Annotated in this window: 15 protein-coding genes and 1 riboswitch; of the genes, 7 read left to right on the forward strand and 8 right to left on the reverse strand. The window is 74.0% G+C overall.

Annotation, left to right across the window (positions count from 1 at the left end):
- Positions 1-245: 245 nt before the first annotated feature.
- Positions 246-797 carry a MarR family winged helix-turn-helix transcriptional regulator gene (locus ACLU3S_RS23990; RefSeq protein ID WP_413954011.1) on the reverse strand — a complete coding sequence of 184 codons (552 nt, stop codon included), beginning with the start codon at positions 795-797 and terminating at the stop codon, positions 246-248.
- Between the two features lie 134 nt (positions 798-931).
- Here ACLU3S_RS23990 and ACLU3S_RS23995 point away from each other — a divergent pair, with 134 nt between their 5' ends.
- Positions 932-2,197, forward strand: a complete 1,266-nt coding sequence (locus tag ACLU3S_RS23995) for an MFS transporter (RefSeq protein ID WP_413954025.1) — start codon at positions 932-934, stop codon at positions 2,195-2,197.
- Positions 2,198-2,259: 62 nt separating this feature from the next.
- On the opposite strand, the gene ACLU3S_RS24000 is transcribed toward ACLU3S_RS23995, so the two are convergent.
- Positions 2,260-3,906, reverse strand: a complete 1,647-nt coding sequence (locus tag ACLU3S_RS24000) for a SpoIIE family protein phosphatase (protein WP_413954012.1) — start codon at positions 3,904-3,906, stop codon at positions 2,260-2,262.
- A 131-nt stretch (positions 3,907-4,037) separates the two neighbouring features.
- Positions 4,038-5,417 (reverse strand): NAD(P)/FAD-dependent oxidoreductase, encoded by a 1,380-nt coding sequence (locus ACLU3S_RS24005; RefSeq protein WP_413954013.1) that lies wholly within the window; start codon positions 5,415-5,417, stop codon positions 4,038-4,040.
- A 379-nt stretch (positions 5,418-5,796) separates the two neighbouring features.
- Here ACLU3S_RS24005 and ACLU3S_RS24010 point away from each other — a divergent pair, with 379 nt between their 5' ends.
- Together ACLU3S_RS24010 and ACLU3S_RS24015 are read left to right on the forward strand one after the other, a co-directional pair.
- Positions 5,797-6,564, forward strand: coding sequence for a TetR/AcrR family transcriptional regulator (locus tag ACLU3S_RS24010; RefSeq protein WP_413954014.1), 768 nt, complete (start codon positions 5,797-5,799; stop codon positions 6,562-6,564).
- Between the two features lie 227 nt (positions 6,565-6,791).
- A complete protein-coding gene (locus ACLU3S_RS24015; RefSeq protein WP_413954015.1) occupies positions 6,792-8,663 on the forward strand; it encodes a sigma-70 family RNA polymerase sigma factor in 1,872 nt (623 codons plus the stop codon).
- Positions 8,664-8,897: 234 nt separating this feature from the next.
- Here the strand turns inward: ACLU3S_RS24015 and ACLU3S_RS24020 are convergent, their stop codons facing one another.
- Together ACLU3S_RS24020 and ACLU3S_RS24025 are read right to left on the reverse strand one after the other, a co-directional pair.
- Positions 8,898-12,179, reverse strand: a complete 3,282-nt coding sequence (locus ACLU3S_RS24020) for a BTAD domain-containing putative transcriptional regulator (protein WP_413954016.1) — start codon at positions 12,177-12,179, stop codon at positions 8,898-8,900.
- 161 nt (positions 12,180-12,340) lie between these two features.
- Complete coding sequence (locus ACLU3S_RS24025) at positions 12,341-14,416, reverse strand: asparagine synthase-related protein (protein WP_413954017.1); 2,076 nt, start codon at positions 14,414-14,416, stop codon at positions 12,341-12,343.
- 702 nt (positions 14,417-15,118) lie between these two features.
- Between ACLU3S_RS24025 and ACLU3S_RS24030 the strand changes: the two genes are divergently transcribed.
- From ACLU3S_RS24030 to ACLU3S_RS24045, 4 genes are all read left to right on the forward strand, one after another.
- Positions 15,119-16,543, forward strand: a complete 1,425-nt coding sequence (locus ACLU3S_RS24030) for an MFS transporter (protein WP_413954018.1) — start codon at positions 15,119-15,121, stop codon at positions 16,541-16,543.
- 90 nt (positions 16,544-16,633) lie between these two features.
- Positions 16,634-17,851 carry an L-2-hydroxyglutarate oxidase gene (gene lhgO / locus ACLU3S_RS24035; RefSeq protein ID WP_413954019.1) on the forward strand — a complete coding sequence of 406 codons (1,218 nt, stop codon included), beginning with the start codon at positions 16,634-16,636 and terminating at the stop codon, positions 17,849-17,851.
- A 40-nt stretch (positions 17,852-17,891) separates the two neighbouring features.
- Entirely contained in the window at positions 17,892-18,719 is an 828-nt protein-coding gene (gene trmB / locus ACLU3S_RS24040) for a tRNA (guanosine(46)-N7)-methyltransferase TrmB (protein WP_413954020.1), read from the forward strand.
- Positions 18,720-18,777: 58 nt separating this feature from the next.
- Positions 18,778-20,076, forward strand: a complete 1,299-nt coding sequence (locus tag ACLU3S_RS24045; RefSeq protein ID WP_413954021.1) for a PrsW family intramembrane metalloprotease — start codon at positions 18,778-18,780, stop codon at positions 20,074-20,076.
- 45 nt (positions 20,077-20,121) lie between these two features.
- On the opposite strand, the gene ACLU3S_RS24050 is transcribed toward ACLU3S_RS24045, so the two are convergent.
- The 3 genes from ACLU3S_RS24050 to ACLU3S_RS24060 all read right to left on the reverse strand — a co-directional run.
- Complete coding sequence (locus ACLU3S_RS24050) at positions 20,122-21,066, reverse strand: aldo/keto reductase (RefSeq protein ID WP_413954022.1); 945 nt, start codon at positions 21,064-21,066, stop codon at positions 20,122-20,124.
- A 70-nt stretch (positions 21,067-21,136) separates the two neighbouring features.
- A complete protein-coding gene (locus ACLU3S_RS24055; RefSeq protein WP_413954023.1) occupies positions 21,137-22,168 on the reverse strand; it encodes a M23 family metallopeptidase in 1,032 nt (343 codons plus the stop codon).
- A gap of 7 nt (positions 22,169-22,175) precedes the next feature.
- Positions 22,176-22,343, reverse strand: a riboswitch (cyclic di-AMP (ydaO/yuaA leader).
- Positions 22,344-22,577: 234 nt separating this feature from the next.
- A partial coding sequence (locus ACLU3S_RS24060) for a PP2C family protein-serine/threonine phosphatase (RefSeq protein WP_413954024.1) occupies positions 22,578-23,576 on the reverse strand: 999 nt, incomplete at its 5' end.

Genomic DNA, 23,576 nt, shown 5'->3' on the forward strand with positions numbered 1-23,576 from the left:
CGACGTCTCAAACCTTAGCGGATCCGTCCGGCGATTCCCAATCGGACCGCCGAGTCCCTATTCGAATTGAATTCGGGCACGCCGAAATCAACCCGGCCGGGAGATCGTGCTGAGGTGTGAGGGTGGCCGCTCAACGCGGCTGAGGTGCTGCCGGAGAGCCATGACGGCTCCGTGACAACCCGGAGAACTCTACGGATCAGGCAGAAGGGTGTCAAGCATCGCCTGTCAAGATCTTTTACTTGGCCTCAGTCGAGGTCGCTGAGGCGGCCGCCGGCGTCCGGCTGGGCGTGCTCCACCCGGCGCAGCAGCCTGGTCAGGACTTCGCCGAGCACCGCGCGCTCCGCCGGCGTGAGGTCCTGCAGGAGGTCCTCCTCGAACACGGTGGCCAGACGCATGACCTTCAGCCACTTCTCGCGGCCCTCGGGAGTCAGCTCGACGATCACGCGGACGCGGTTGGTCTCGTCGCGCTCCCGGGTCACCAGCCCCTCGGCGACCATGCGGTCGATCCGGTGGGTCATGGCGGCGGGGGTGAGGCCGAGCCGCTTGGCGAGGTCGCTGGGGCCCAGGCGGTAGGGGGCTCCGGAGAGGACCAGAGCCTTGAGGACCTCCCACTCGGCGTTGCTGATGCCGAGGGCGGCGGTCTGCCGGCCGTACGCGACGTTCATGCGCCGGTTGAGCCTGGACAGCGCCGACACGATCTTCTCGACCTGGGGGTCGAGGTCCCGGAACTCGCGCTGGTAGGCGGCGATCTGCTCTTCGAGCGTCGGCTCTGTGACGTCGGGGGCTGTGTCGGCCATGACCCCAGTATCCCACGCTGGGCCTTTGCATTGAAGTCCTTCGCTGTATAGTGTTTAGGTCGAAACTTTAGCCTTGAAGTCTTCAGGCCTAACTTGTGAGAGAGGTGAACGTGACCAGGGCGATGGGCGCAGCGATGCGCCGGATCCACGTGGGCAATGCACTCAGCGCGTTCGGACTGGGCTTCACGGTCCCCTACCTGTACGTCTACGTGGCGCAGGTGCGGGGTCTGGGAGCCATGACGGCGGGTCTGCTGCTCACCGTCTTCGCTGTGTCCGCGCTGATCGTGCTGCCGTTCGCCGGCCGGGCGATCGTGCGGCGCGGCCCACTGCCGGTCCTGCTCGCCGCCCTGGTCGCCGCCGCGCTCGGCGCGCTGAGCCTGGGCCTGACGGGCAGCGCGGCGGGCGTGCTGCTGTCCGCGGCGGCGCTCGGTGCCGGGCAGGCCGTGATGCAGCCGGCGCTGGCGACGATGATCGTGGACTGCTCGTCGGCCGACACCCGGTCGCGGGCGTTCGCGATGCAGTTCTTCCTGCAGAACCTGGGGCTCGGTATCGGTGGTCTCATCGGCGGCCACCTCGTCGACACCACGCGCGTGTCCTCGTTCACGCTGCTGTTCGCGATCGAGGCGGCGATATTCGTGGCGCTGGTCGGCGTGATGGCGACCGTGCGGATGCCGCACGCGCCGCACGTCGAGGAGGCCCCCGCCCCGTCGTCGCGGGGCGGCTGGAGGGAGCTGCTCGGCAACCGTGCCATGGTGCAGCTGTGCGTGCTGGGCTTCGTGCTGTTCTTCGCCTGCTACGGGCAGTTCGACTCGGGGCTGAGCGCGTACGGTCTGGAGGCCGCCAGGATATCCACCTCCACGCTGGGCACGGCCCTGGCCGTGAACACGCTGGTGATCGTGGTCGCCCAGTTCGCCGTGCTGAAGTTCGTGGAGCGGCGCCGGCGTTCGCGGGTCATCGCCGCGGTGGGTCTCATCTGGGCCGTGGCGTGGCTCGCCGCCGGGTACGCGGGGCTGGGCCACGGCAGTCAGGCGACGGCCACGGCCGCCTTCGTGTCGACGTACGGGCTGTTCGGGCTGGGCGAGGCGATGCTGTCCCCGACGGTCGCGCCGCTGGTCGCCGATCTGGCGCCGGAGGGCATGGCCGGTCAGTACAACTCGACGTTCGCACTGGTCAAGCAGCTGGCGCTCGCCGTCGGTCCGGCGGTGGGCGGGCCGCTCGGTGCCTCGTCGCACGGGCCGTACATCGTGACCTTCCTGCTGTTCTCGCTGGGGATCACCGTGCTGGCGCTGCGGCTGGGGCGGCGGCTCACGGACGTGCAGGACCGGCCCTGGCCGGCCCGCGGGACCCGCGTGGTCGCCCGGGGTGGTGCGGCTGCGGAGCCGGTGACCGCGGAGGCGTAGGGAACCCGGCGCCGGTGCCGGGCACTCCACGGCGCTGCTCGCCGGCCGGTGTCCTCACGGCGCTACCTCCTCGGCAGCACGAACTCGCACCACACCGCCTTGCCACCCCCCGGCGTCCTGCGGCAGCCCCAGTTGGAGGCGATGGTCGCGACGATCGCGATGCCCCGGCCCGTCTCGTCGCCCGGTTCCGCGCGGCGGCGGCGCGGAAGGTGGTCGTCGCCGTCGGTGACCTCGACGATCAGCCGGCGGTCGGTGCGGCGGAGCCGCAGGCGCATGGGCGGGGTGCCGTGCTGGAGGGAGTTGGCGACCAGCTCGCTCGCCGCGAGCACTCCGAGGTCGTGCAGCTCGGCCGGGAAGCGCCAGCTCGTCAGCACGCCGGAGGCGAAGGCCCGCGCGCGGGGGGCCGCTTCGACTCCTCCGAGGAGTTCCAGGGCCGCGTTGCGGAACAGGTCGCCATCGGCGCCCGTGCGAGCCGGGTGCTGGAGGACGAGGACGGCCACGTCGTCGTCGTGGTCGGCGGTGACGCCGGCCGAGCGGACCAGGCGGTCGCAGACGACCTGGGGGGTGCCGGTGGCACCGGCGAGGGCGCCTTCGAGGGCGGCGATGCCCTCGTCCAGGTCCTCGTCGCGGCGCTCGACCAGGCCGTCGGTGTAGAGGACGGCGGTGGCGCCGGGGCCCAGGGCGATGGAGCCGGAGGAATGGATCCAGCCGCCGGTGCCCAGCGGCGGGCCGGTGGGCTCGTCGGCGCGGGAGACCGTGCCGTTCTCGTCGCGGACGAGGATCGGCAGGTGGCCGGCGGAGGCGTACACCAGGCGGCCCTCGTTCGGGTCGTGGACGGCGTAGACGCAGGTGGCGATCTGGTTGGCGTCGATCTCGGTGGCGAGCCCGTCGAGGAGCTGAAGCACCTCGTGCGGGGGCAGGTCGAGGCGTGCGTACGCGCGGACGGCCGTGCGGAGCTGGCCCATGACGGCCGCCGCGCGGACGCCTCGGCCCATCACGTCGCCGATGACCAGGGCGGTGCGGCCGCCGCCGAGGGTGATCACGTCGTACCAGTCGCCGCCGACCGCGGCCTCCGTGCCGCCGGGCTGGTAGGTGGCGGCGATGCGCAGGTCGTCGGGCTGCTCCAGCTCCTGCGGGAGGAGGGAGCGCTGCAGGGTGACGGCGGTCTCGCGCTGGCGACGCTCGCTGGCGCGCAGGCGTTCGGCGGCCTCCGCGTGGTCGGTGACGTCGGTGGCGAAGACCAGCACACCGCCGTCGCGGTCGCCGTCCTCGGCGACGGGGGTGCAGGTGAACGTGTACGAGCGGCCGTCCACCGCCCTGCGGGACTTCAGGGTGCGGGGCTTGCCGCTGCGCAGCACCTGGTCCAGCAGCGGGAGCAGGCCCAGTTCGGCGAGCTCCGGCAGTGCCTCGCGCGCCGGCGCGCCCGCCGGGCGGGTGCCGAAGGCCGCCGTGTAGGCGTCGTTGACGTAGGCGAGGCGGTGGTCGGGGCCGTGGACGAGGGCGACGAGGGCCGGGACGCGGTCGAGGACGTCGCGCGTGGGTAGTTCGTCGACGGCGGGCACCGGGGACGTGCCGCCGGCCGGCTGTCCGGCGCGGGCCGCGGGCACGGAGCCTTCCCCCCGCCGGTCCGGGGAGACCGGGGTCTCGGTCCGCGCGGCGGCGCGGCGCTGTGTTCCGGGGAGCCGGGCGCTCCAGCGCGTGAAGTTCACTTGGGAAGAAGCCTCGTGGGTGCTGAGGACGGGCGGGTGGCCCGTCCGAGGACGTGGGGCAGTCTGGCAGGGAGCGGGCCGCGGCGACATCCGTCAGACGCCTGAGCGGTCCCGGTAGTTCCTCTGTCCGGTCAGGACGACTCCTTCGGGTCGTCCGAGGGGCTGTGAGGAGGCTTTCCACCGGCCGCGAGTTCGAACTCCGCCCGCGGATGTTCGAGCGAACCGAGCGAGACGATCTCCCGCTTGAAGAGCCCGGCGAGGGTCCATTCCGCGAGGACCCGGGCCTTGCGGTTGACGGTGGGCACCCTGCTGAGGTGGTAGACGCGGTGCATCAACCAGGCAGGGTAGCCCTTCAGCCTGCGCCCGTAGACCTGGGCGACGCCCTTGTGGAAGCCGAGGGAGGCGACCGAGCCGACGTACCCGTGCACGTACGTCTGAAGCGGTTCGCCGCGCAGGGCGTGCACGATGTTGTCGCCGAGGACCCTGGCCTGGCGGACGGCGTGCTGGGCGTTGGGGGCGGTGTCGGTGCCGGGTTCGGCGGCGGTGACGTCCGGTACGGCGGCGGCGTCGCCCGCGCCCCAGGCGTGTTCGGCGCCGTCGACGGTCAGCTGGGCCGTGCACTTCAGGCGGCCGCGGCCGGTGAGGGGCAGGTCGGTGGCGGCGAGCAGGGGGTGCGGTTTGACGCCGGCGGTCCACACGACCGTGCGGGTCGGGAAGCGCTGGCCGTCGCTGAGCACCGCGACCCGGTCGGCGCAGGACTCCAGGCGCGTCTCGAGCAGCACCTGGATGTTGCGGCGGCGCAGCTGGGTGACGGTGTAGCGGCCCATCTCGGCGCCGACCTCGGGCAGGATGCGGTCGGTGGCCTCCACGAGGATCCACTTCATGTCCTCGGCACGGACGTTGTGGTAGTAGCGCGCGGCGTAGCGGGCCATGTCCTCCAGCTCGCCGAGCGCCTCGACGCCCGCGTAGCCGCCGCCGACGAAGACGAAGGTGAGGGCGGCGTCGCGGATGGCGGGGTCGCGGGTGGAGGAGGCGATGTCCATCTGCTCGATGACGTGGTTGCGCAGCCCGATGGCCTCCTCGACGGTCTTGAAGCCGATGCCGTACTCGGCGAGGCCCGGGATGGGCAGGGCGCGGGAGATGGAGCCGGGGGCCAGCACGAGTTCGTCGTAGCCGAGGAGTTCGGCGGGTCCGCCTCGCTCCTCGATGGCCGGCGTGGTGACCGTGGCGGTGCGCGCCGCATGGTCGATGGAGGTCACCTCGCCGATGACGAGGTGGCAGTGGTCCAGGACGCGGCGCAGCGGTACGACGACATGGCGGGGGGAGATCCAGCCCGCGGCCGCTTCCGGAAGGAACGGCTGGTACGTCATGTAGGGGTCGGGGGTGACGACGGTGATCTCGATCTCACCCCGCCCGAGCTCGCTCCTCAGCTTCCGCTGAAGGCGCAGGGCCGTGTACATCCCGACGTAGCCGCCGCCGACAACGAGAATGCGCGCACGTTCCTTCACCATCCCATGACGCACCGGTCTCTGTTGTTTGTCCACAGCCCCGGCAATTTGTGTGACCGGAGACCGGGTGTGCCACGGGTCGGTCGCGGTGACCGGGCCGGACGAAAGGGGGCAGGTCAGCACGGGCGGGCGAGAGGGAGTGAAGGTGAGGAATCGGGACGTACATGACCCGTACTCCGATCGGGGGGCGCACTGTGCGGAACCTGCCCCTTCTGAATTGACTTCCTCTCAACTATGTTCGTGTGTCGACGGGGTGGAGGGAATGTGGCCGGACGGGTCCCGCGAGGCGCGGACCCGGTAGCGATCGGTGCCTCTTCCGCACACTCCGGGTTGAGTGGCGGGGAAAGTCTCCGGGGGGAGACGTCATTACCGGGGGAAACACATGCATGTTCAGGACACGCATTGGTCATCTGCCGCCGCCGTCGCGACCAGCGGCGGCGCGGTGAACGCGGCGGTGGGCAACGGACGCGCGGACGGGCCGCGCACGACGCCGCTGCGGGTGGACGCACAGCGCAATCTGGAGCACGTGCTGCGCGCGGCGCGTGAGGTCTTCGGCGAGCTGGGATACGGCGCGCCGATGGAGGACGTGGCCCGGCGCGCGCGGGTCGGCGTCGGCACCGTCTACCGGCGCTTCCCCAGCAAGGACGTGCTGGTGCGGCGGATAGCCGAGGAGGAGACGGCGCGGCTGACCGAGCAGGCGCGGGCCGCGCTCGGGCAGGAGGACGAGCCCTGGTCGGCGCTGTCGCGGTTCCTGCGGACATCCGTGGCGTCGGGGGCGGGGCGGCTGCTGCCGCCGCAGGTGCTGAGGGTCGGCTCCGCGCAGGGCTCCGCCGGTGCGGCCGAGTCCGCCGACGAGGCCCGGGTGCCGCAGCAGCGGGTGCAGCCCGGGACCGGTGAGCTGCGGCTGGTGGCCCAGGAGGCCGCGGTGCCGGCCGAGGACACCGGGGTCGGGGCGCTGCTCGAGGTCGTCGGGCAACTGGTGGAGCGGGCCCGGGCGGCGGGTGAGCTGCGGACGGACGTGTCCGTGTCCGACGTGCTGCTGGTGATCGCCACGGCGGCGCCGTCCCTGCCGGATGCGGCGCAGCAGGCGGCGGCGTCCGCGCGGCTGCTGGACATCCTGCTGGAGGGGCTGCGGTCGCGTCCCGCGTAGTACTGCGGCGCCGCCGGGCTTCGGCGTTCCGTCCGTCATCGGCACCGCCCGTGCGGCTGTCGCGGACGGGTGGTGCGGGTGGACCCGTGCGGCGCGCGCGGTGCCCGTGCACGACGAGTGCGCTCGGACGGGTGACGGGGCGGCCGAGCGGTCCTCGCGCCCTGGGCGCTGTGGCACGCTGAGCCGGTGATGGGTTGGGCTGGGCCGGTGGTCGGGGGCTGTCCACGATGAGCGGTGACGGGCGGGAGGAGTCGCGCGGTGACGACGACGCGGAGACCGTCGGGCTGAACTCGCCCCACGTGCCGAGCCAGGGCAGGCGGGCCGAGCCGGAGCGCGAGCCCGCGGGCAGGAGCGTGCCGGCCCAGCGGGAGGGCGGGGCGCCGCCGCCGCGGGAGATGCCGCCGGGCGACGGCGAACTGATCGAGCGCATGCGGCGCGGCGACGACCGCGCGTACGAGGAGCTGTACCGGCGCCATGCCTCCGCCGTGCGCCGGTACGCGCGCACCTGCTGCCGCGACGCGCACACCGCCGACGACCTCACCGCCGAGGTGTTCGCCCGCATGCTGCAGGCGGTGCGCGGCGGTTCGGGCCCCGAGCACGCCGTGCGGGCCTATCTGCTGACGTCGGTGCGGCGCGTCGCCGCGCACTGGACGAGGTCCGCCAGGCGCGAGCAACTCGTCGACGACTTCGCCTCGTTCGCCCAGCAGGCCGCGCGGGGACCGGGCGTCCCCGGCGACGCCCTGGACCCGGGCGCCGACGTGCGGGCCCTGCACGAGGCCGAGCAGTCGATGGCCATGCGGGCCTTCCGCTCGCTGCCCGAGCGCTGGCAGGCCGTGCTGTGGCACACCGAGGTGGAGGACGAGTCGCCGAGCGAGGTGGCCGTTCTGTTCGGGCTGGACGCCAACGGCACGCGCGTGCTCGCCAGCCGCGCGCGTGAGGGGCTGAAGCAGGCCTACCTCCAGGCCCATGTCAGCGCCGCCCTCGCCGCCGACGAGGAGTGCGCCCGCTACGCCGACCAGCTCGGCACCTGGGCCCGCCGCAAGCTGCGCCTCCGCGCCGAGCGGGGCCTGCGCAAGCACCTGGAGGAGTGCGCCAGGTGCCGGCTCGCCGCCGCACAGATCGAGGAGGTCGCGGGCGGTATCCCCGCTGTCGTCCCGGTCGCGGTCGTCGGATGGTTCGGGGCCGCCGGATACGCCAAGGCGCTCGGCATCGTGGCCTCGAGCGCCGGGGCGGGGGTCGTGGGCGCCGCCGCGGCGGAGGGCGGATCGTCCGGCGGCGCGGGCGGTGCCGCTGCCGCGGAGGGGCTCGTGGCCCCGGTGAAGGCGGGCATCGCGGCCGGTGTCGTCGCCGTTGCCGCCGCCGCGGTCGCACTCGCCCTGGTCGACGACGGCCACCCCACAAGACAGACCGCCGGGCCGTCGCCGTCCGCCCCGCTGGTGCGGCCCCAAACCCCGAGTCCCCCACCGCCGAAGCGGAAACCGGCGCCGGAGCCGGTGGTGCCCGCCCCCGAGCCGACCCCCACCCCGACCCCGGCACCCACAACGGCCCCAACACCCACGCCGACTCCTGCGCCCGTTCCGAGGCCGACGCCCACGGCGGTCCCGGAACCCGGCCCCAGGCCGACGCCCACACCTGCCCCGACGCACCCTTCGCCGCCCGCTCCGCTGGTCTACGAGCTGAGCGGCCTGCGCTACGACGTCGACGGCGACGGCACCCGGCCGGAGATCGTGCTGGGCGAGAGCAGCTGGGTGTGGCGGCGCTACGGCATGTCGATCAGCGGCAAGCAGTACGCGCGCGGGGCGACCGTCCACGGCGACTCGTCCGTCACCGTCGCCCTCAACCGGCAGTGCACCGCCTACGACGCACTGGCCGGCGTGGACGACATGCCCCTCGGCCTCGGCAAGGTCGCCTTCTCCGTCTACGGCGACGGGGTGCGGCTGTGGCAGTCCGGCACGGTCGGGGGCCGGGACCGGGCGGTGCCCGTCCATGTGGACCTCACCGGGCGCAGGACCGTACGGCTTGTGGTGACATCGCGCGGCGACGGCCTCGACCGGGTCGCGGCGGCGGACTGGGCGCACTCCCGGTTCACCTGCCGGTAGGGGCCCGGCGTCCTGCGAGGCGTCCTTCGACGGCGGCTGTCCCTGTGCCGGCCGCCTCCGCGCCGGTCGTCCCGGTGCCGGTCGCCCCCAGCCCCACGCCCTCGTGCCGGTCGCCTCCGTGCCAGTCGCCCCCAGCCCCACGCCCTCGTGCCGGTCGCCTCCGTGCCAGTCGCCCCCAGCCCCACGCCCTCGTACCGGCCGCCCCGTACCGGCCGACCCCGTACCGGCAGCCCCTCACGCCATGGCTTCCGCCAAGTCCTCCAGGACCTCCGCCACGCCGTAGGCCGCGCCCCTGGTGCGCTCGGCCTCGAAGCGGTCGTGCGACAGGGTCGCGCGGGCGGCGGCGAGTACCTCGGCGGCCTCGCTGCGCTCCGGTTCCGACCGCCGGAGGCCCTCGCGCCAGCGGTCCGAGGCCTCGTACAGCCGGACCGCGCGCGGCAGGTCGCCCAGCCTGCCCAGCAGGCCGGCCGCGATGTCCACGATCCCGCCGGTGATCGACTCGGCGCACCGCTGCTCCGCCGCCCGGCGCAGCGCCTCGGCCACGATGGGCAGGCCGTGCCGCGGGCCCGACTCCTGGGCGACCAGCAGCGCCTCGATCGTCCGCAGGATCGCCGTGAACTGCGGCGGCGGGGCGCCACCCCGGGCCACCGCGCAGGTCTCCTCGTACAGTTCGCGGGCCCGGGCCGTCTGCCCGTCGTGCAGGGCGATGTGGGCCCGCATCACCAGCACGAAGGCACGGGACTCCGCCGCCCCGTACCGGTCCGCGGCCCGCTCCGCCTCGTCCAGGACGGCCAGGGCGGCGTCCCGGTCGCCGGAGCGGTAGCCGATCTCGGCGAGCCGGGCCATCAGGAACGGGGACTCCGCGTAGGCGCCCACCTCGTAGGCGAGCCGCAGCGCCTCCTCGTACTCGCCGCGCGCCTCGTCGAACCGGCCCCGCACCATGGCCGTCTCACCGGCCGCGCTGCACACCTGCGCCCGCATCCAGCGGTCCCCGACCCGCCGGCTGAGCATCCGCAGCTCCGCCAGGTCCTCGTCCACACCGCGCAGATTGCCCGGGGAGTCGACGATCACATGGGTGCGGTACATCAGTGAGACGCCGACCTCCCAGTCGCCTCCGTACCTCCGGCAGTTGGCGACCGCGGCGGACAGGTCGGGGCCGACGTCGGCGGGACCGCCGAGGTAGTAGGCGGTCAGCGGCCAGACGATGCCCGGGAGCCGGGCGGCCTGCGGGCCACCCCGCTCGTAGACCGACCGCACGCGCGCGAGGTACTCGGTGGCCCGGTCGTCGGCGGCGAGGTTCTCGGTGCTCAACTCGGAGGTCAGGAACAGGTCGAGCATCCGCAGGTCCATGCGCAGCTCCCGCAACGGATGCCCCGCCTCGCCGTCGGGAGCGGCGAGGAAGGCCCCGACCGGGTCGGCCGACGCGGTGAGCGCCGCGAGGTCGGCGTCGCTGTCCCCGGCGGCCAGGGCGTCCAGGGCCACGCCCAGCCGCAGGACCAGTCGTACCCAGGTCACCGCCTCCTGCCGGTAGTTGCGCAGCCACCAGAACCAGCCCATGGCCACCACGATGGCGCCCGCCTCCGCCTCGTCACCGGCGCGCACGGCACGGTCCAGCGCCGCGCGGATGTTGTCCAGGTCGGCCTCCAGGCGGGCGATCCAGGGCAGCTGGTCCGCGGAGCGCAGGCGCGGCTCGGCCTCCTCGACCAGTTCGCGCACCCACGCGCGATGCCGTCGCTCGGCGGCGGCGCGCAGCTCGGGAACCTCGGCCGCGCGCTCGGCGGCGTACTCGTGGATGGTCTCCAGCATGCGGTAGCGCATGCCGCCCGAGCCCTCGGGGCCGTCCGGGGCGGCGACCACGAGGGACTTGTCGACCAGCGCGCCGACCAGGTCCGCCGCCGGGCCGGTGCACACGGCCTCGGCCGCCGCGAGGTCCCAGCCGCCGGCGAAGACCGACACCTCGCGCAGCACCGTGCGCTCCCGCTCGTCCAGCAGTTCCCAGGACCAGTCGACGACCGCGCGCAGGGTCTGCTGGCGGGGCAGGACCGTGCGGCTGCCGGAGGTGAGCAGGCGGAAGCGGTCGTCGAGCCGGTCCGCGATCTGCCGCGGGGCCAGCAGCCGCAGCCGGGCCGCCGCGAGTTCGATGGCGAGCGGCAGCCCGTCCAGGCGGCGGCAGATCTCCGCCACGGCCGCGGTGTCGCGGAGCACCACGTCGGCGTCGGGGCGGACGGCCCTGGCGCGCTCCACGAACAGGCGGTGCGCCTGCTCCGGGACGAGGGGCTCGACCGGGCGCACCGACTCGCCGGGGACGCCGAGGGGTTCACGGCTGGTCGCGAGGATCGTGAGCCCGGGGCAGTGGGTGAGGAGGGTCTCGGCGAGGGCGGCGGCCGCGCCGATGACGTGCTCGCAGTTGTCGAGGATCAGGAGTTGGCCGCGCGGGGCGCAGTACTCGATCAGCAGGGCCGTGGGGTCGGCCTGCAGGGTCGCCAGGTCGGTGCCCAGCAGCATGGTCTCGCGCAGACCGAGCGCGCTGACCACCGCGCCGGGCACCGCCTCCGGATGGTCGAGCGGGGCCAGTTCGACCATCCAGGCCGGGGCGAGGGCCGCGGCGGCCTCTTCGGCGAGGCGGGTCTTGCCCGAGCCGCCCGGTCCGGTGAGGGTGACCAGGCGGGCCCTGTGCAGGTCGGAACGAACGGCCTCGAGTTCCGGTTCCCGCCCGACGAAGGACGTCAGGCGGGGGCGCAGGTTGCCCCGCCGCTCGGGCGGCTGGGCGGGGGCCGGCGCCTTCACCTGCTCCGGTTTCCGCTGCGCCAGCAACGCGGCGTGCAGGGCCCTGAGTTCCGGGCCCGGGTCGGTGCCGAGGGTGTCGGCGAGGGTGCGGCGGGCGGACTCGTAGGCGGCGAGGGCGTCGGCGGGGCGGCCGGTGTCGCGCAGGGCGCGGATGAGGAGGGCGTGCAGCGGCTCGTCGTACGGGTGGGCCGCAGTCAGCTCCCGCAGCTCCGGTACGACGTCCCGGGCGCGGCCGAGATCGAGGGCCGCGGCGGCGCGGGCGCGGGTGGCCTCCAGGCGCAGCGCCTCAGGGCGGGTGGCCGCGGTGCGGTCGGGGAGGTCGGCGAGGGCGGGGCCGTGCCACAGGGCGAGGGCCTCGGTGAGCGTGCGGTCGGCGGTGGCCGGGTCGCCGTCGGTGAGGGCCTTGGTGCCGGTGTGGGTGAGGCGTTCGAAGACGTACAGGTCGACGTCGTCCTCGGTCGCTTCGAGGCGGTAGCCGCCGGGGGTGGAGGCGACGGTGTCCCTGCCGAGGGTGCGGCGCAGCCGGCCGACGAGCGCCTGGAGGGCGGCGTGGGCGTCCTGGGGCGGGTCGTCCGCCCAGATCTCGTCGATGAGGGCTTCGGGGGTGGCGGTGCGGCCGGGGCGGAGGGCGAGGGCGGTGAGGAGGGTGCGCAGGCGCGGTCCGCCGATGGGCAGGGGGGCGCCACGGTCGTCTGCTGCCATGGCCACGCCCAGGATTCTGTACCGCACCTGGTCATTGTCGCGGGGGGATGCAGGAGGGGGCACGGCGGTTTCGCCGGCGGAGCCCGATCGGCGTCCTCGGTCGTGGGGCGCCGATGGGGCACGGCGGTTTCCACGGCGGAGCCCGATCGGCGTCCTCGGTCGTGGGGCGCCGCGGCGCCCTTCCGTCTTCAGGCGCCGGAGGCCAACGCCCCCTTCCTCGGCTGGATCCCGGAGGGCACCGCCCGGGACGGGGCCGGGGTGCCCGTCCAGCAGGTGCCCCGGCGCGACAGCAGCCGGCGGAGCCAGAGTTCGAGGGAGACGAGGTCGGCGAGGCCGTCCAGGGGGAGGGGGTCGCCGGCCGCGGCGGAGCGGACGGCGCTGCGCAGCACCCGGGCCTCCACCAGGCCCGCGTCGGCCAGCAGCGGGCTGACGAAGAGGTCGACGAGGGAGTCGGCCGCCACGCGCAGGCCCGTGCGTGCGGCGGCCGCGGAGGAGGCGTGGGAGGGGGCGCCCCAGCCGGGCGGGAGGTCGTTGACGCCGGCGCCCTCCAGGACCGCGCGGAGGATGGCGGCCCGGGCGCCGGGCTGGACGCGCAGCGCCTCGGGCAGGTCGCGGCAGGCGCGGACGACCTGGTTGTCGAGGAAGGGCGCGTGCAGCCGCTGGGAGCGGATCTCGGCGGCCTGTTCCAGGACCCGGAAATCGGCGGCGTACCGGGCGAGTGCGGCACGCGCGCGGTGGTCGCCGGGGCGCTGGGCAGCGGTTCCGGAACGGTCCGCCGCACCCTGCAGCAGAACCGATACTTCAGCCAGTGCCTCGCCGGTCAGCCAGCCGGCGGCGGGCCCGGGCCCGGCCCAGGTCAGCGCGGCCAGGGACGCGCCGACGGCCCCCTTGGGCTCGTCGAAGCGGCGCCGCATCAGACGCTCGGCCAGCGCCTCCAGGCCCGCCCGGTAGGGGGTGCGGGCGTGCCGCCGGGCCGCGCCGTACACGCGCGCGGGGACCATCACGGAGCCGTCGGCCCGTGCGAGGGCGGCGACCGGGCGGACCAGATGGCGGCGCCGGCGGTCCATCAGCAGGTCGGCGAGGCGGGCCGGGTGGGCGTCCAGGACCTGACGCGCGCCGTGGCCGGTGAAGTGGTCGGCGCTGCCGGCGGCGAACCGCGCGCGGTGCCGGGCGGCAAGGACCAGGGAGGGTCCGGGTTCGTCGGTGAGGGGGCCGTCGAGGTCGGCGTAGGGGAGGGTCTCCTCGCCGCCCGCGACCACCACGTGGTGCAGGCGGGGGTTGGCGGCGAGGGTGCCGGCGCGTTCGAGCTCGGCCTCGCGGCCGCCCACGGCGAGGTCGTTGAAGGTGACGGCGAGGAGCCGCTCGCCCGCGCCCGTGCCGTGGCCCAGGAGGGTGCCGGGTCTGCCGGGCAGCCCGGCGGCCAGCAGCGCGAGGGTGCCGGAGGCCGGTCCGCCGGACAGGTCGGCACCGATGCCGGGCACGGGCATCCCGCGCCGGGCGCGCCGCTCGGCGGGGCCCATTCCGGGCACGGGCCCGGGATCGAGGTCCGGCACGTGCCGGGGGGCCGACAGCCGGGTGCGGACCGCCTCCACAAGGGCGTCGCGCACGGCGTCCACGGCGCGGTCGGGGTCGGCCGGGGGCGCGGCCACGGCCAGGGAGGCGACCGGCTCGTACCCGACGATCTCCCGGACGCCGGCACGCAGGACGAGCGCGTGCCCCGGCGGAATGCGCCGTACGCCCTCGTAGGGGGTGGTGTCCCGCAGGGCCGCCGGGACGTCGGGGGCGGCGAGCACGGCGGCCAGGTGGGCGAAGTCGAGGTTGGCCTCGATGAGGTCGGCGAGGGGCAGCGCGGCGGTGGCGTAGGCCGTGCCGCCCGCCCAGGGGGTGTGGAACACGGGGCGGGCGCCCGCCAGATCGCCGCAGACGGTGATGCGCCGTCCCACCTGGACGACGGCCGTGTAGCTGCCGGGCCAGCTCGTCAGGTGACGCAGTGCGCCCCCGCGCGCGGTGAACAGGCCGCGGCGCAGCTCGTCGTCGGAGGCGCCGCAGATGCCGAGGACGGCGATCCGGTTCTGCGCGTCGGCCTTCACCACGCGCACCTCGTCCGGGCGCCAGTCGCCGACGGCCCACAGCGGGTCCGGGTCGCCCCAAAGGAGTTGGGAGCCGACCGGGTGCAGGGTTTCGCCGTCGTATCCCACGGCGCCGGCGGAGCCGATCCGGGCGGCGCCCGCGGCGGTGCTGCTCCAACCCACCAACCACCGCATCGACGCCTCCACACGCTGTGGACAACCAGTGCACCGCACGAACCGGTTCCCCATGCTGCCACGAAGGACGTGCTGTGGAGGGGCCCTGACACCGCCTTTGATCGTGGGGCGGCAAGGGAAGTTGACGCGGCGGCGGCGGGCGCGAGCAGGGGCGGGGCGGGAAGCGTGCGACGCGAATGCGCCCCCGAAATGCTCCCCCAAAACGCCGTTCGCGCCCTCAACGTGCGTGGTAGGAGCGGAAATCCACTGCCCACCAGGGGGTCGATTTTCGGCCAAATAAGAAGAGCGGAGCGTCATCTGAGCACGCTCCGTACAGGCCCGTCACGCGCGTGGCGGCGCGGACGTGCGCACGGTCCGGGAGGCGGACTTCGCCTCCCGGACCGGTCCGCCACCCGCGGGGATGAAGGTGGCGGTGTCCCCCAGCCCACTGGATCCAGTACAGCGGGCCGACCCACGCAAGAGTCATGGAACCGCTCCCCCGTTGGCCGGAGAAGAGCGCACGGACGGGCGCACGGCCACACGTGCGGGGGCACGACGCGACAGGTCGTGCACGGTGCGTACAGGACCGCACTCCCGTACGGACCACAATCCCGCCATCCGGAACAATGCCCCTTAACGCTTGGGATGCGGCGAACTACGCTGGGTTTACGAATGCCGCGCGGTTATGCCAGTGCGGCGGCCGTCTGTGTCGAGGGGTGGCGCATGTCCAGGGAGCAACGCGGGCCGAACGAAAAGCTCGGCGCCGTTCTCGCCCTCGCGGGAATCAGCAACGCAGGGCTTGCGCGACGCGTCAACGACCTCGGCGCACAACGCGGGTTGACGCTTCGCTACGACAAGACCTCCGTGGCGCGCTGGGTGTCGAAGGGGATGGTGCCGCAGGGTGCGGCGCCGCACCTCATCGCGGCCGCCATCGGCCAGAAGCTCGGCCGCCCGGTGCCGCTCCACGAGATCGGCCTGGCGGACGCGGATCCCGCGCCGGAAGTGGGCCTCGCCTTCCCCAGAGACGTGGCACAGGCGGTGAAGTCGGCGACGGAGCTGTACCGCCTCGACCTCGCCGGCCGCCGGGCCGGCTCCGGCGGCATCTGGCAGTCCCTCGCCGGGTCGTTCGCAGTGAGCGCATACGCAACGCCCGCTTCACGCTGGCTGATAACCCCCGCCGACAGCTCGGTCGCGCGGGAGGCGAATTCCGCCGAGGGGTCCGGCGCACCGCTCAAAGTCGGCCACAGCGACGTGCGGAAGCTGCGCGAGGCCGCCGAGGACGCCAGGCGCTGGGACTCCAAGTACGGAGGCGGCGACTGGCGTTCGTCGATGGTGCCGGAGTGCCTGCGCGTGGAGGCGGCTCCGCTGCTGCTCGGTTCCTACTCCGACGAGGTCGGCCGCGCCCTGTTCGGCGCCGCCGCCGAACTCACCCGGCTCGCCGGGTGGATGGCCTTCGACACCGGCCAGCAGGAGGCCGCGCAGCGGTACTACATCCAGGCCCTCAGACTCGCGCGGGCGGCGGCCGACGTACCGCTCGGCGGGTACGTGCTCGCCTCCATGTCGCTGCAGGCGACGTACCGCGGGTTCGGCGACGAGGGAGTCGACCTCGCCCAGGCCGCCCTGGAGCGCAACCGGGGTCTGGCGACCGCCCGCACCATGAGCTTCTTCCGGCTGGTCGAGGCGCGCGCCCACGCGCGTGCGGGAGACGCGCAGGCGGCGGGCACCGCCCTGAAGGCCGCCGAGGGCTGGCTGGAGCGGTCCCGGGAAGGGGACAACGACCCCTCGTGGCTCGGTTTCTACGGCTACGACCGGTTCGCCGCGGACGCCGCCGAGTGCTATCGCGATCTGAAGGCGCCGCGGCAGGTCCGGCGGTTCACCGAGCAGGCGCTGTCGAAGCCGACGGAGGAGTTCGTGCGGTCGCACGGACTGCGGCTGGTCGTCTCGGCCGTCGCCGAGCTGGAGTCGGGCAACCTGGACGCCGCCTGCGAGCAGGGGGTGCGGGCCGTGGAGGTGGCCGGGCGGATCTCGTCTGCGCGCACCACGGAGTACGTGAAGGACCTGCTGCACCGGCTGGAGCCGTACGGGGACGAGCCGCGGGTCGTGGAGCTGCGGGAGCGGGCCCGGCCGCTGCTGATGGCTCCGGCCTGAATCCGGCGGCTCCCGCCCGGGTCGTGAACGCCGCACACCGGCCGCGTTTGAAGTCGATGTCAGTGGCGCAGTGCACTATCGAGGTGGGAGGTGGTGCAGGTGCGGGACGGTGCGTACGACTGCGACGTGCTGGTGATCGGCGGGGGGATCGTCGGGCTGTCGACGGCGTATGCGATCACGCGGGCGGCGCCGGGTACGCGGGTGACCGTGCTGGAGAAGGAGCCGGCCCCGGCCCGGCACCAGACGGGGCGCAACAGCGGGGTGATCCACAGCGGGATCTACTACCGCCCCGACTCGCTCAAGGCGCGGTACGCGGTGCGGGGCGCCGCGGAGATGGTGAAGTTCTGCGCCGAGTACGGCATCGCGCACGCCGTCACCGGCAAGCTGATCGTCGCCACCGAGCGGGAGGAGCTGCCGCGGCTGCACGCGCTCGTGCAGCGCGGCCGGGAGAACGGCATCCCGGTGCGGGAACTGGGCGTCGCGCAGATCGCGGAGTACGAGCCGGAGGTGCGCGGCCTGGCCGCGATCCACGTCGGAACCACGGGCGTGTGCGACTTCGTGGGAGTCGCCCGGCAGCTCGCGCGGGGCTCGGGCGCCGAGATCCGGTACGGCGCGCGGGTGGTGCGCGTCGACCGGCGGCCGGAGCGGGGTGTGGCCGTGCTCACCGCCGGCGGGGACGTGGTCCGCGGCCGGGTGCTGGTGAACTGCGCCGGGCTCTACTGCGACGAGGTCGCCCGGCTGACCGGTGACGAGCCCGAGGTGCGGATCGTGCCGTTCCGCGGCGAGTACTACGAGCTGGCGCGGCCCGAGCTGGTGCGGGGGCTGGTGTACCCGGTGCCGGATCCGGCGTTCCCCTTCCTCGGCGTCCATCTGACCCGGGGCATCGACGGCGGCGTGCACATCGGCCCGAACGCGGTGCCGGCGCTGGCCCGGGAGGGGTACGACTGGGGGGTCGTACGCCCCCGGGAGCTGGCCGCGACGGTGGCGTGGCCGGGATCCTGGGCGATAGCGCGGCGCCACTGGCGGTACGGCGCGGGCGAGCTGCGCCGCTCGGTGTCCAAGGCGGCGTTCCTTCGGGCGGTGCAAAGGCTGCTGCCCGCGGCGGAGTCCGGGGACCTGGTGCCGGCCCCTGCCGGGGTGCGTGCGCAGGCGGTGCTGCGCGACGGGACGCTGGTGGACGACTTCCTCATCCGGGAGGGGCCCCGGGCCGTGCACGTGCTGAACGCGCCGTCTCCGGCCGCGACCGCGTCCTTGCCGATCGGGCGGGAGGTCGGGCGCCGGGTGCTGTCGATGCTCGGTTCGCTGTAGGCCCTCGCACCGTCACAGGGTCCGTAAAATTGGGCTTACTGTGTCTGATTCTCTGAATGCCCCCGAAGTCCTCCCCGCCGCGCCGCCCGCGCCCGGCGGGCCGGTCCGGCACACCCGGGCCAAGGGTGAGCCCCGGTTCCCGGACGGGCCCAAGGCCGATCCCGCCGGGTCGCACTTCGAGCGGCGGATCCGGAGCTTCCAGCCGCGGCGCAGCCGGGTGACGGCCGGGCAGGCCGACGCCCTTCAGCGGCTGTGGCCCACGTGGGGGCTCGACATCGACGGCCGGCGGATCGTCGATCCCGCCGAGCTGTTCGGGAACACCAACCCCGTGGTGCTGGAGATCGGGTTCGGCATGGGGGAGGCCACCGCGCAGATGGCCGCCGCCGACCCCGGAACCAACATCCTCGCCGTCGACGTGCACACCCCGGGCCAGGGCAATCTGCTCAACCTCGCCGACCGCAGGGGGCTGACCAACGTCCGGGTGGGAAACGGCGACGCGATCATCCTGCTCCGGGAGATGCTGCGGCCCGACTCCCTCGACGGGCTGCGCGTGTACTTCCCGGATCCCTGGCCCAAGAAGCGGCACCACAAGCGGCGGCTCATCCAGCCCGAGTTCCTCACGCTCGCCGCGAGCCGGCTGAAGCCCGGTGCGATCGTGCACTGCGCGACCGACTGGGAGCCGTACGCCGAGCAGATGCTGGAGGTGCTCGGCGCGCATCCCGACTTCGAGAACACGCAGGCGGACGGCGGTTTCGCGCCCCGCCCCGAGTTCCGGCCGCTCACCCGTTTCGAGGGGCAGGGACTGGACAAGGGTCATGTGGTGAACGATCTGCTGTTCCGGCGCGTACCGCACCGACGTAGCCGCTGACGACCAGCACCGGCAAACCGCTCCAGCCCCTCGTCCCGTCACCGTTAGGGTCGATGCCGTGGCCACCAGTCCCCTGTACCCGACGTATCCCCCGAGCCCCGGCGCGGGCGTGCTCCGCCATCCGCACTGGTGGCAGCGCCGGTGGGTGCGGTACGGGGCGCTGATCACGCTGCTGGCGCTGTCCGGGCTGGTCATCCTGGCGCTGGTGCGGCGGCAGACCGGCACGGAGGGGTTCCTGGTGGGGATCGCGCTGGCCGTGCTGCCGGTGCCCTGGCTGATCGCCGCCTTCCGGTGGCTGGACCGGGTGGCGCCCGGCCCGTGGCGCAACCTGGCCTTCGCCTTCGCCTGGGGCGCGTGCGCGGCGGCGCTGATCGCCATCGTCGCCAACAGCTTCGCCGTGAAGTGGATAGCCGGCTCGACCGCGGACCCGGCCGGCGCCAACACCCTGGGCGCGACCCTGATAGCGCCGATCGTCGAGGAGTCGGCCAAGTCCCTGGCCGTGCTGCTGGTCTTCCTCTTCCGCAGACGCGACTTCACCGGGATCGTGGACGGGGTCGTGATAGCGGGGATCACCGCCACCGGGTTCGCGTTCACCGAGAACATCCTCTATCTCGGCACGGCCTTCGGCACCGATCGGCTCACCGGCGGCCACGGCATCGTCTCCGTCACCGCCGCCACCTTCTTCGTGCGCATCGTGATGTCACCGTTCGCGCACCCCCTGTTCACCACCCTCACCGGCATCGGCTTCGGCATCGCCGCGCTGTCCGCGGAGCGGCAGCACGCCCGGCGGGTGCTGGTGCCGGTCGGCGGGCTGCTGCTCGCGATGGGCATGCACGCCTTCTGGAACGGCTCGTCCACCTTCGGCGAGTACGGGTTCTTCGCCGTCTACGGCGCATTCATGGTGCCCGCGTTCGGGCTGCTGACCTGGCTCGCGATCTGGACGCGCCAGCGGGAGCTGCGGACCGTACGGGAGGAGCTGCCGGTGTATGTGGCCGCCGGATGGCTGGGACCGGGCGAGCCGTTCGCGCTCGGCTCGATGCGGGCCCGGCGGGTGGCCAAGGACTTTGCGCGGCACCATGCCGGACGGCCCGCGGCGCGCGCGGTGGCGCAGTACGAGGCGCACGCGACCGCGCTGGCCCTGCTGCGGCGGCGGGCGGGTCGGGGGCGGGCCGGGGCCGACTTCCCGGTGCGGGAGCGGGAGCTGCTTCAGGAGCTGTGGCAGCACAGGGAGCCGGCCCGGCCGGCCCTGGAGTACGCGGCCCGGGTCTGCGCCCCCGCCCCCGCGTACTGGGCGCCGTACGCGCCGTACGGGTGCCCGCCGGTGCCGTACCCCGCGTACAACCCGTACCGGACCTAGGGCCTGCGGGTCCCGCGCCGCCGCGGCACGGCGGCGCGGGAGGGGTTACGCCGACGCGTCCGTGAGCTTTTGCACCTCGGCGTCCGTGAGCCTCAGCTCCGCCACGCCCAGCAGGTCCGGCAGCTGCTCCACCGTCCGTGCCGAGGCGATCGGGGCGGCGATCGTCGGCTGGGCGGCGAGCCAGGCGAGGGCGACGGCGGCGACCGGGGCGTCGTGGGCGGCGGCGACCTCGTCGAGGGCGGCGAGGACCTTCTGGCCACGCTCGGAGCCCGCGTACTCGGCAACCCGGCCGGCGCGGGCGCTGTCGACCGTCGTACCGGGGCGGTACTTGCCGGTCAGGAAGCCCGAGGCGAGGGCGAAGTACGGGACGGCGGACAGCCCCTCGCGGGCGACGAGGTCCTGCAGCGGGCCCTCGTAGGTGGCGCGGGAGACCAGGTTGTAGTGGGGCTGGAGGGCGACGTAGCGGGCGAGACCCTCGCGGGCGGAGAAGTCCAGGGACTCCCTCAGTCGCTCGGCGCCGATGTTGGAGGCGGCGATGTGCCGGACCTTGCCGGCCCTCACCAGCTCGTCCAGGGCGCCGATGATCTCCTCGACCGGCACCTCCGGCTGGTCGAAGTGGGTGTAGTAGAGGTCGATGTAGTCGGTGCCGAGGCGGCGCAGGGAGGCGTCGGCGGCGGCCCTGATGGTGGCCGCGGACAGCCCCCGGTACTCCGGGTGCTGGCTGACCTTGGTGGCGATGACGACGTCGGCCCGGTTGCCGCGGGCCTTGACCCACTTGCCGATGATCGTCTCGGACTCGCCGCCCTTGTTGCCCTCGATCCAGGCGGAGTAGGAGTCGGCCGTGTCGATGAAGTTGCCGCCGGCGGCCGCGTAGGCGTCCAGGACGGCGAAGGAGGTCTCCTCGTCGGCGGTCCAGCCGAAGACGTTGCCGCCCAGGGAGAGCGGGAAGACCTCGAGGTCGGAGGAGCCGAGTTTGCGCAGAGAAGTCATGCTTTGTGCCAACGCTGGCGACGGATGATCTCATTCCGTCGCCGGCGCCGGGATCGCCCGGAGGGCGGAGTCAGGGGGTGAGGCCCTTCTCGCGCAGCCACGGCGCCGGGTCGACGGCGGTGGCCTGGCCGTTGGGGTGGACCTCCAGGTGCAGGTGGGGCCCGGTGACGTTGCCGGTGGCGCCGACCCGGCCGATGACCTCGCCGGTGGAGACCTTCTGGCCGACCGTGACGTTGATCGAGGACTGGTGGCAGAACCACAGCTCGGTGCCGTCGTCCAGGGTGAGCACCGTGCGGTAGCCGTAGGAGCCGGCCCAGCCGGCCTGGGTGACCGTGCCGCTGTGGATCGCCTTGATGAGGGTGCCGGTGGGCGCGGCGAAGTCGAGGCCGGTGTGGTAGCCGGAGGACCACATGGCTCCGGGCTGGCCGAAGGTACCGGTGATCGTGTACGAGACGACCGGCAGGGTGTACTCCTTGGCCAGCGCGGCGAGGCGCTTGGCCTCGGCCGCCTTCTTGGCCTCGGCCTCGGCCTGCTTCTTGGCCTCGGCCGCCTTGGCGGCGGCCTCCTTCTCCGCCTTGGCGGCCGCGTCGGCGGTCTGCTGCTCGTCGGCGGCGAGCGCGGCGGCGGTGGCCTTGCTGTCGGCCTGGCCCTGCTGCTGCTCGGCCTGGGCCATGATCCGGTTGCGCAGGGCCTCGCCGGCGCCGGTGCTCTTGTCGCTCTCGGGGGCGGTCCGGCCGACGTCGCTGAGTGCGGTGGTGGTGGCGTGGTGCGCGCCGGAGGCGTCGTCGCCGAACAGGTGCTCGACGGAGTTCAGGTCCGGCAGGGAGATGGAGACCGGCGGCTTGCCGGTGTTGGCGCTGGCCATGCCGCCCGCGCCGACCGCGGCGATCACACCGACGCCGAGGACGGTGGAGCTGCGTGCGAAGCCGCCGCGCTGCTTGGCGACCCGGTGCCGGCCGCGGACCGGGCCGACGGAGTCCTCGGTGGGGTTCCACTCCTCCCAGGGACCCTCGTCCGCGGGGAAGGACCCGTAGACGAAGGGCTCGGACTCGCGCTGGGCCGGCACGAAGGGGGCTTCGGGGGCGGGCCGGTTGGACGGCACGGAGGCGTACTCCTTTCCTTCCGCCGCCTACCGGGTTAGCTGACGGGTTCGGAGCGGGAAGGTCTCCTACGCGCGTATACCGGTCGTGGACCGGCTGGCCCATGGCGGCATCCGCGTGATTCACCCCAGGGTGGTGGTTCCCCGGTTCCCTTGCGGGATTCGGCGCGTGCGCACGGAGCCGCCTCGGGTGACGGCTGGGACGACCGCGCTGCGTTATCGAACGTTAATAGACCCGGCAGGTGGTTTCCAAGCCGTTCAGCTTGATCATTAACGTTTTCGGCCGTGGACTTACCCGCCAGGACCCCTGCAAATCGGGCGAGTTGGTCACAGCACAGGAGTCACAGCAGTTTTGATGGTGTCTCAGATGTTATGCGGAGGGCTCCCATCCGGACACGGTGGGTGACGTCGATCACGAACGCCGTACGGCGAGCAGCGCCATGTCGTCCGTCATGCCGCCGCCGGAGTGCCGGCGCACCTCCTCGGCGAGCCGGCCGAGCAGCGCGCCGGGACCGGCGAAGGTGCGTCCGGCGAGCCGCCGTTCGGGGTCGTAGAACCGGCCGCGGGCGTCCCGCGCCTCGGACAGGCCGTCGGTGTACAGCAACAGGGTGGCTCCGTGCGGGAGTTCGGCCTCCAGGGCGCGGTCGGGCCACCGGCCCAGATCGCCCATGCCGAGCGGCGGCGCGGCCTCGGGCGCGGCCAGGGTGCGCAGTCCGCCGCCGGCGTGCAGCAACAGCGGCGGCGGATGGCCCCGGTTGACGATCCGCACCACCCCGTCGTCGTGCGGGAGTTCGGCGAGGACGGCGGTGGTGAACCCCTCGAACGCGTCGATGCCGTCCCGCCGGGCACCCTCGCGCGCCAGCGCCCGCTCCAGCCTCTGCGCCACCGCCTCCAGGGTGGGCTCCTGCTCGGCGGCCTCCCGGAACGCCCCGATCACCACGGCCACGACGGCGACCGCGCCCATGCCCTTGCCGCGCACGTCCCCCACGACCAGCCGGACCCCGTGCGGGCTGTCCTGCACCGCGTACAGGTCGCCGCCGATGAACGCGTCCTTCCGGGCCGCCTCGTACCGGGCGGCGATCTCCAGGCCCGCGATCCGCGCGGCCGGCTCCGGCAGGACCGCGCGCTGGGCGGCCTCGGCGATCTCCCGGGCGGAGGCGAGCCGCCGGTCGCCGCGGCGCACCACCCGGTTGATGGCGACCGCCGGCAGGGCGACCGTGGCCACGGTGACGAGGTCGGTGACGGTGGCCACCGACGCATCGACGCGCGCTTCGACGTGCACGGCGCTGATCGCGGCGAGGGCCGCGAGGCCGGTGACGACGGTGGTGCGCAGCGAGGACAGGGGGGCGGCGATCAGCGCGGCGGCGGTGAAGAAGGGGACGGCGGTGAAGTCCTCCGGGGTGAGCAGGCC

This window comes from Streptomyces sp. AF1A, from assembly GCF_047340315.1.
Lineage (GTDB): Bacteria > Actinomycetota > Actinomycetes > Streptomycetales > Streptomycetaceae > Streptomyces.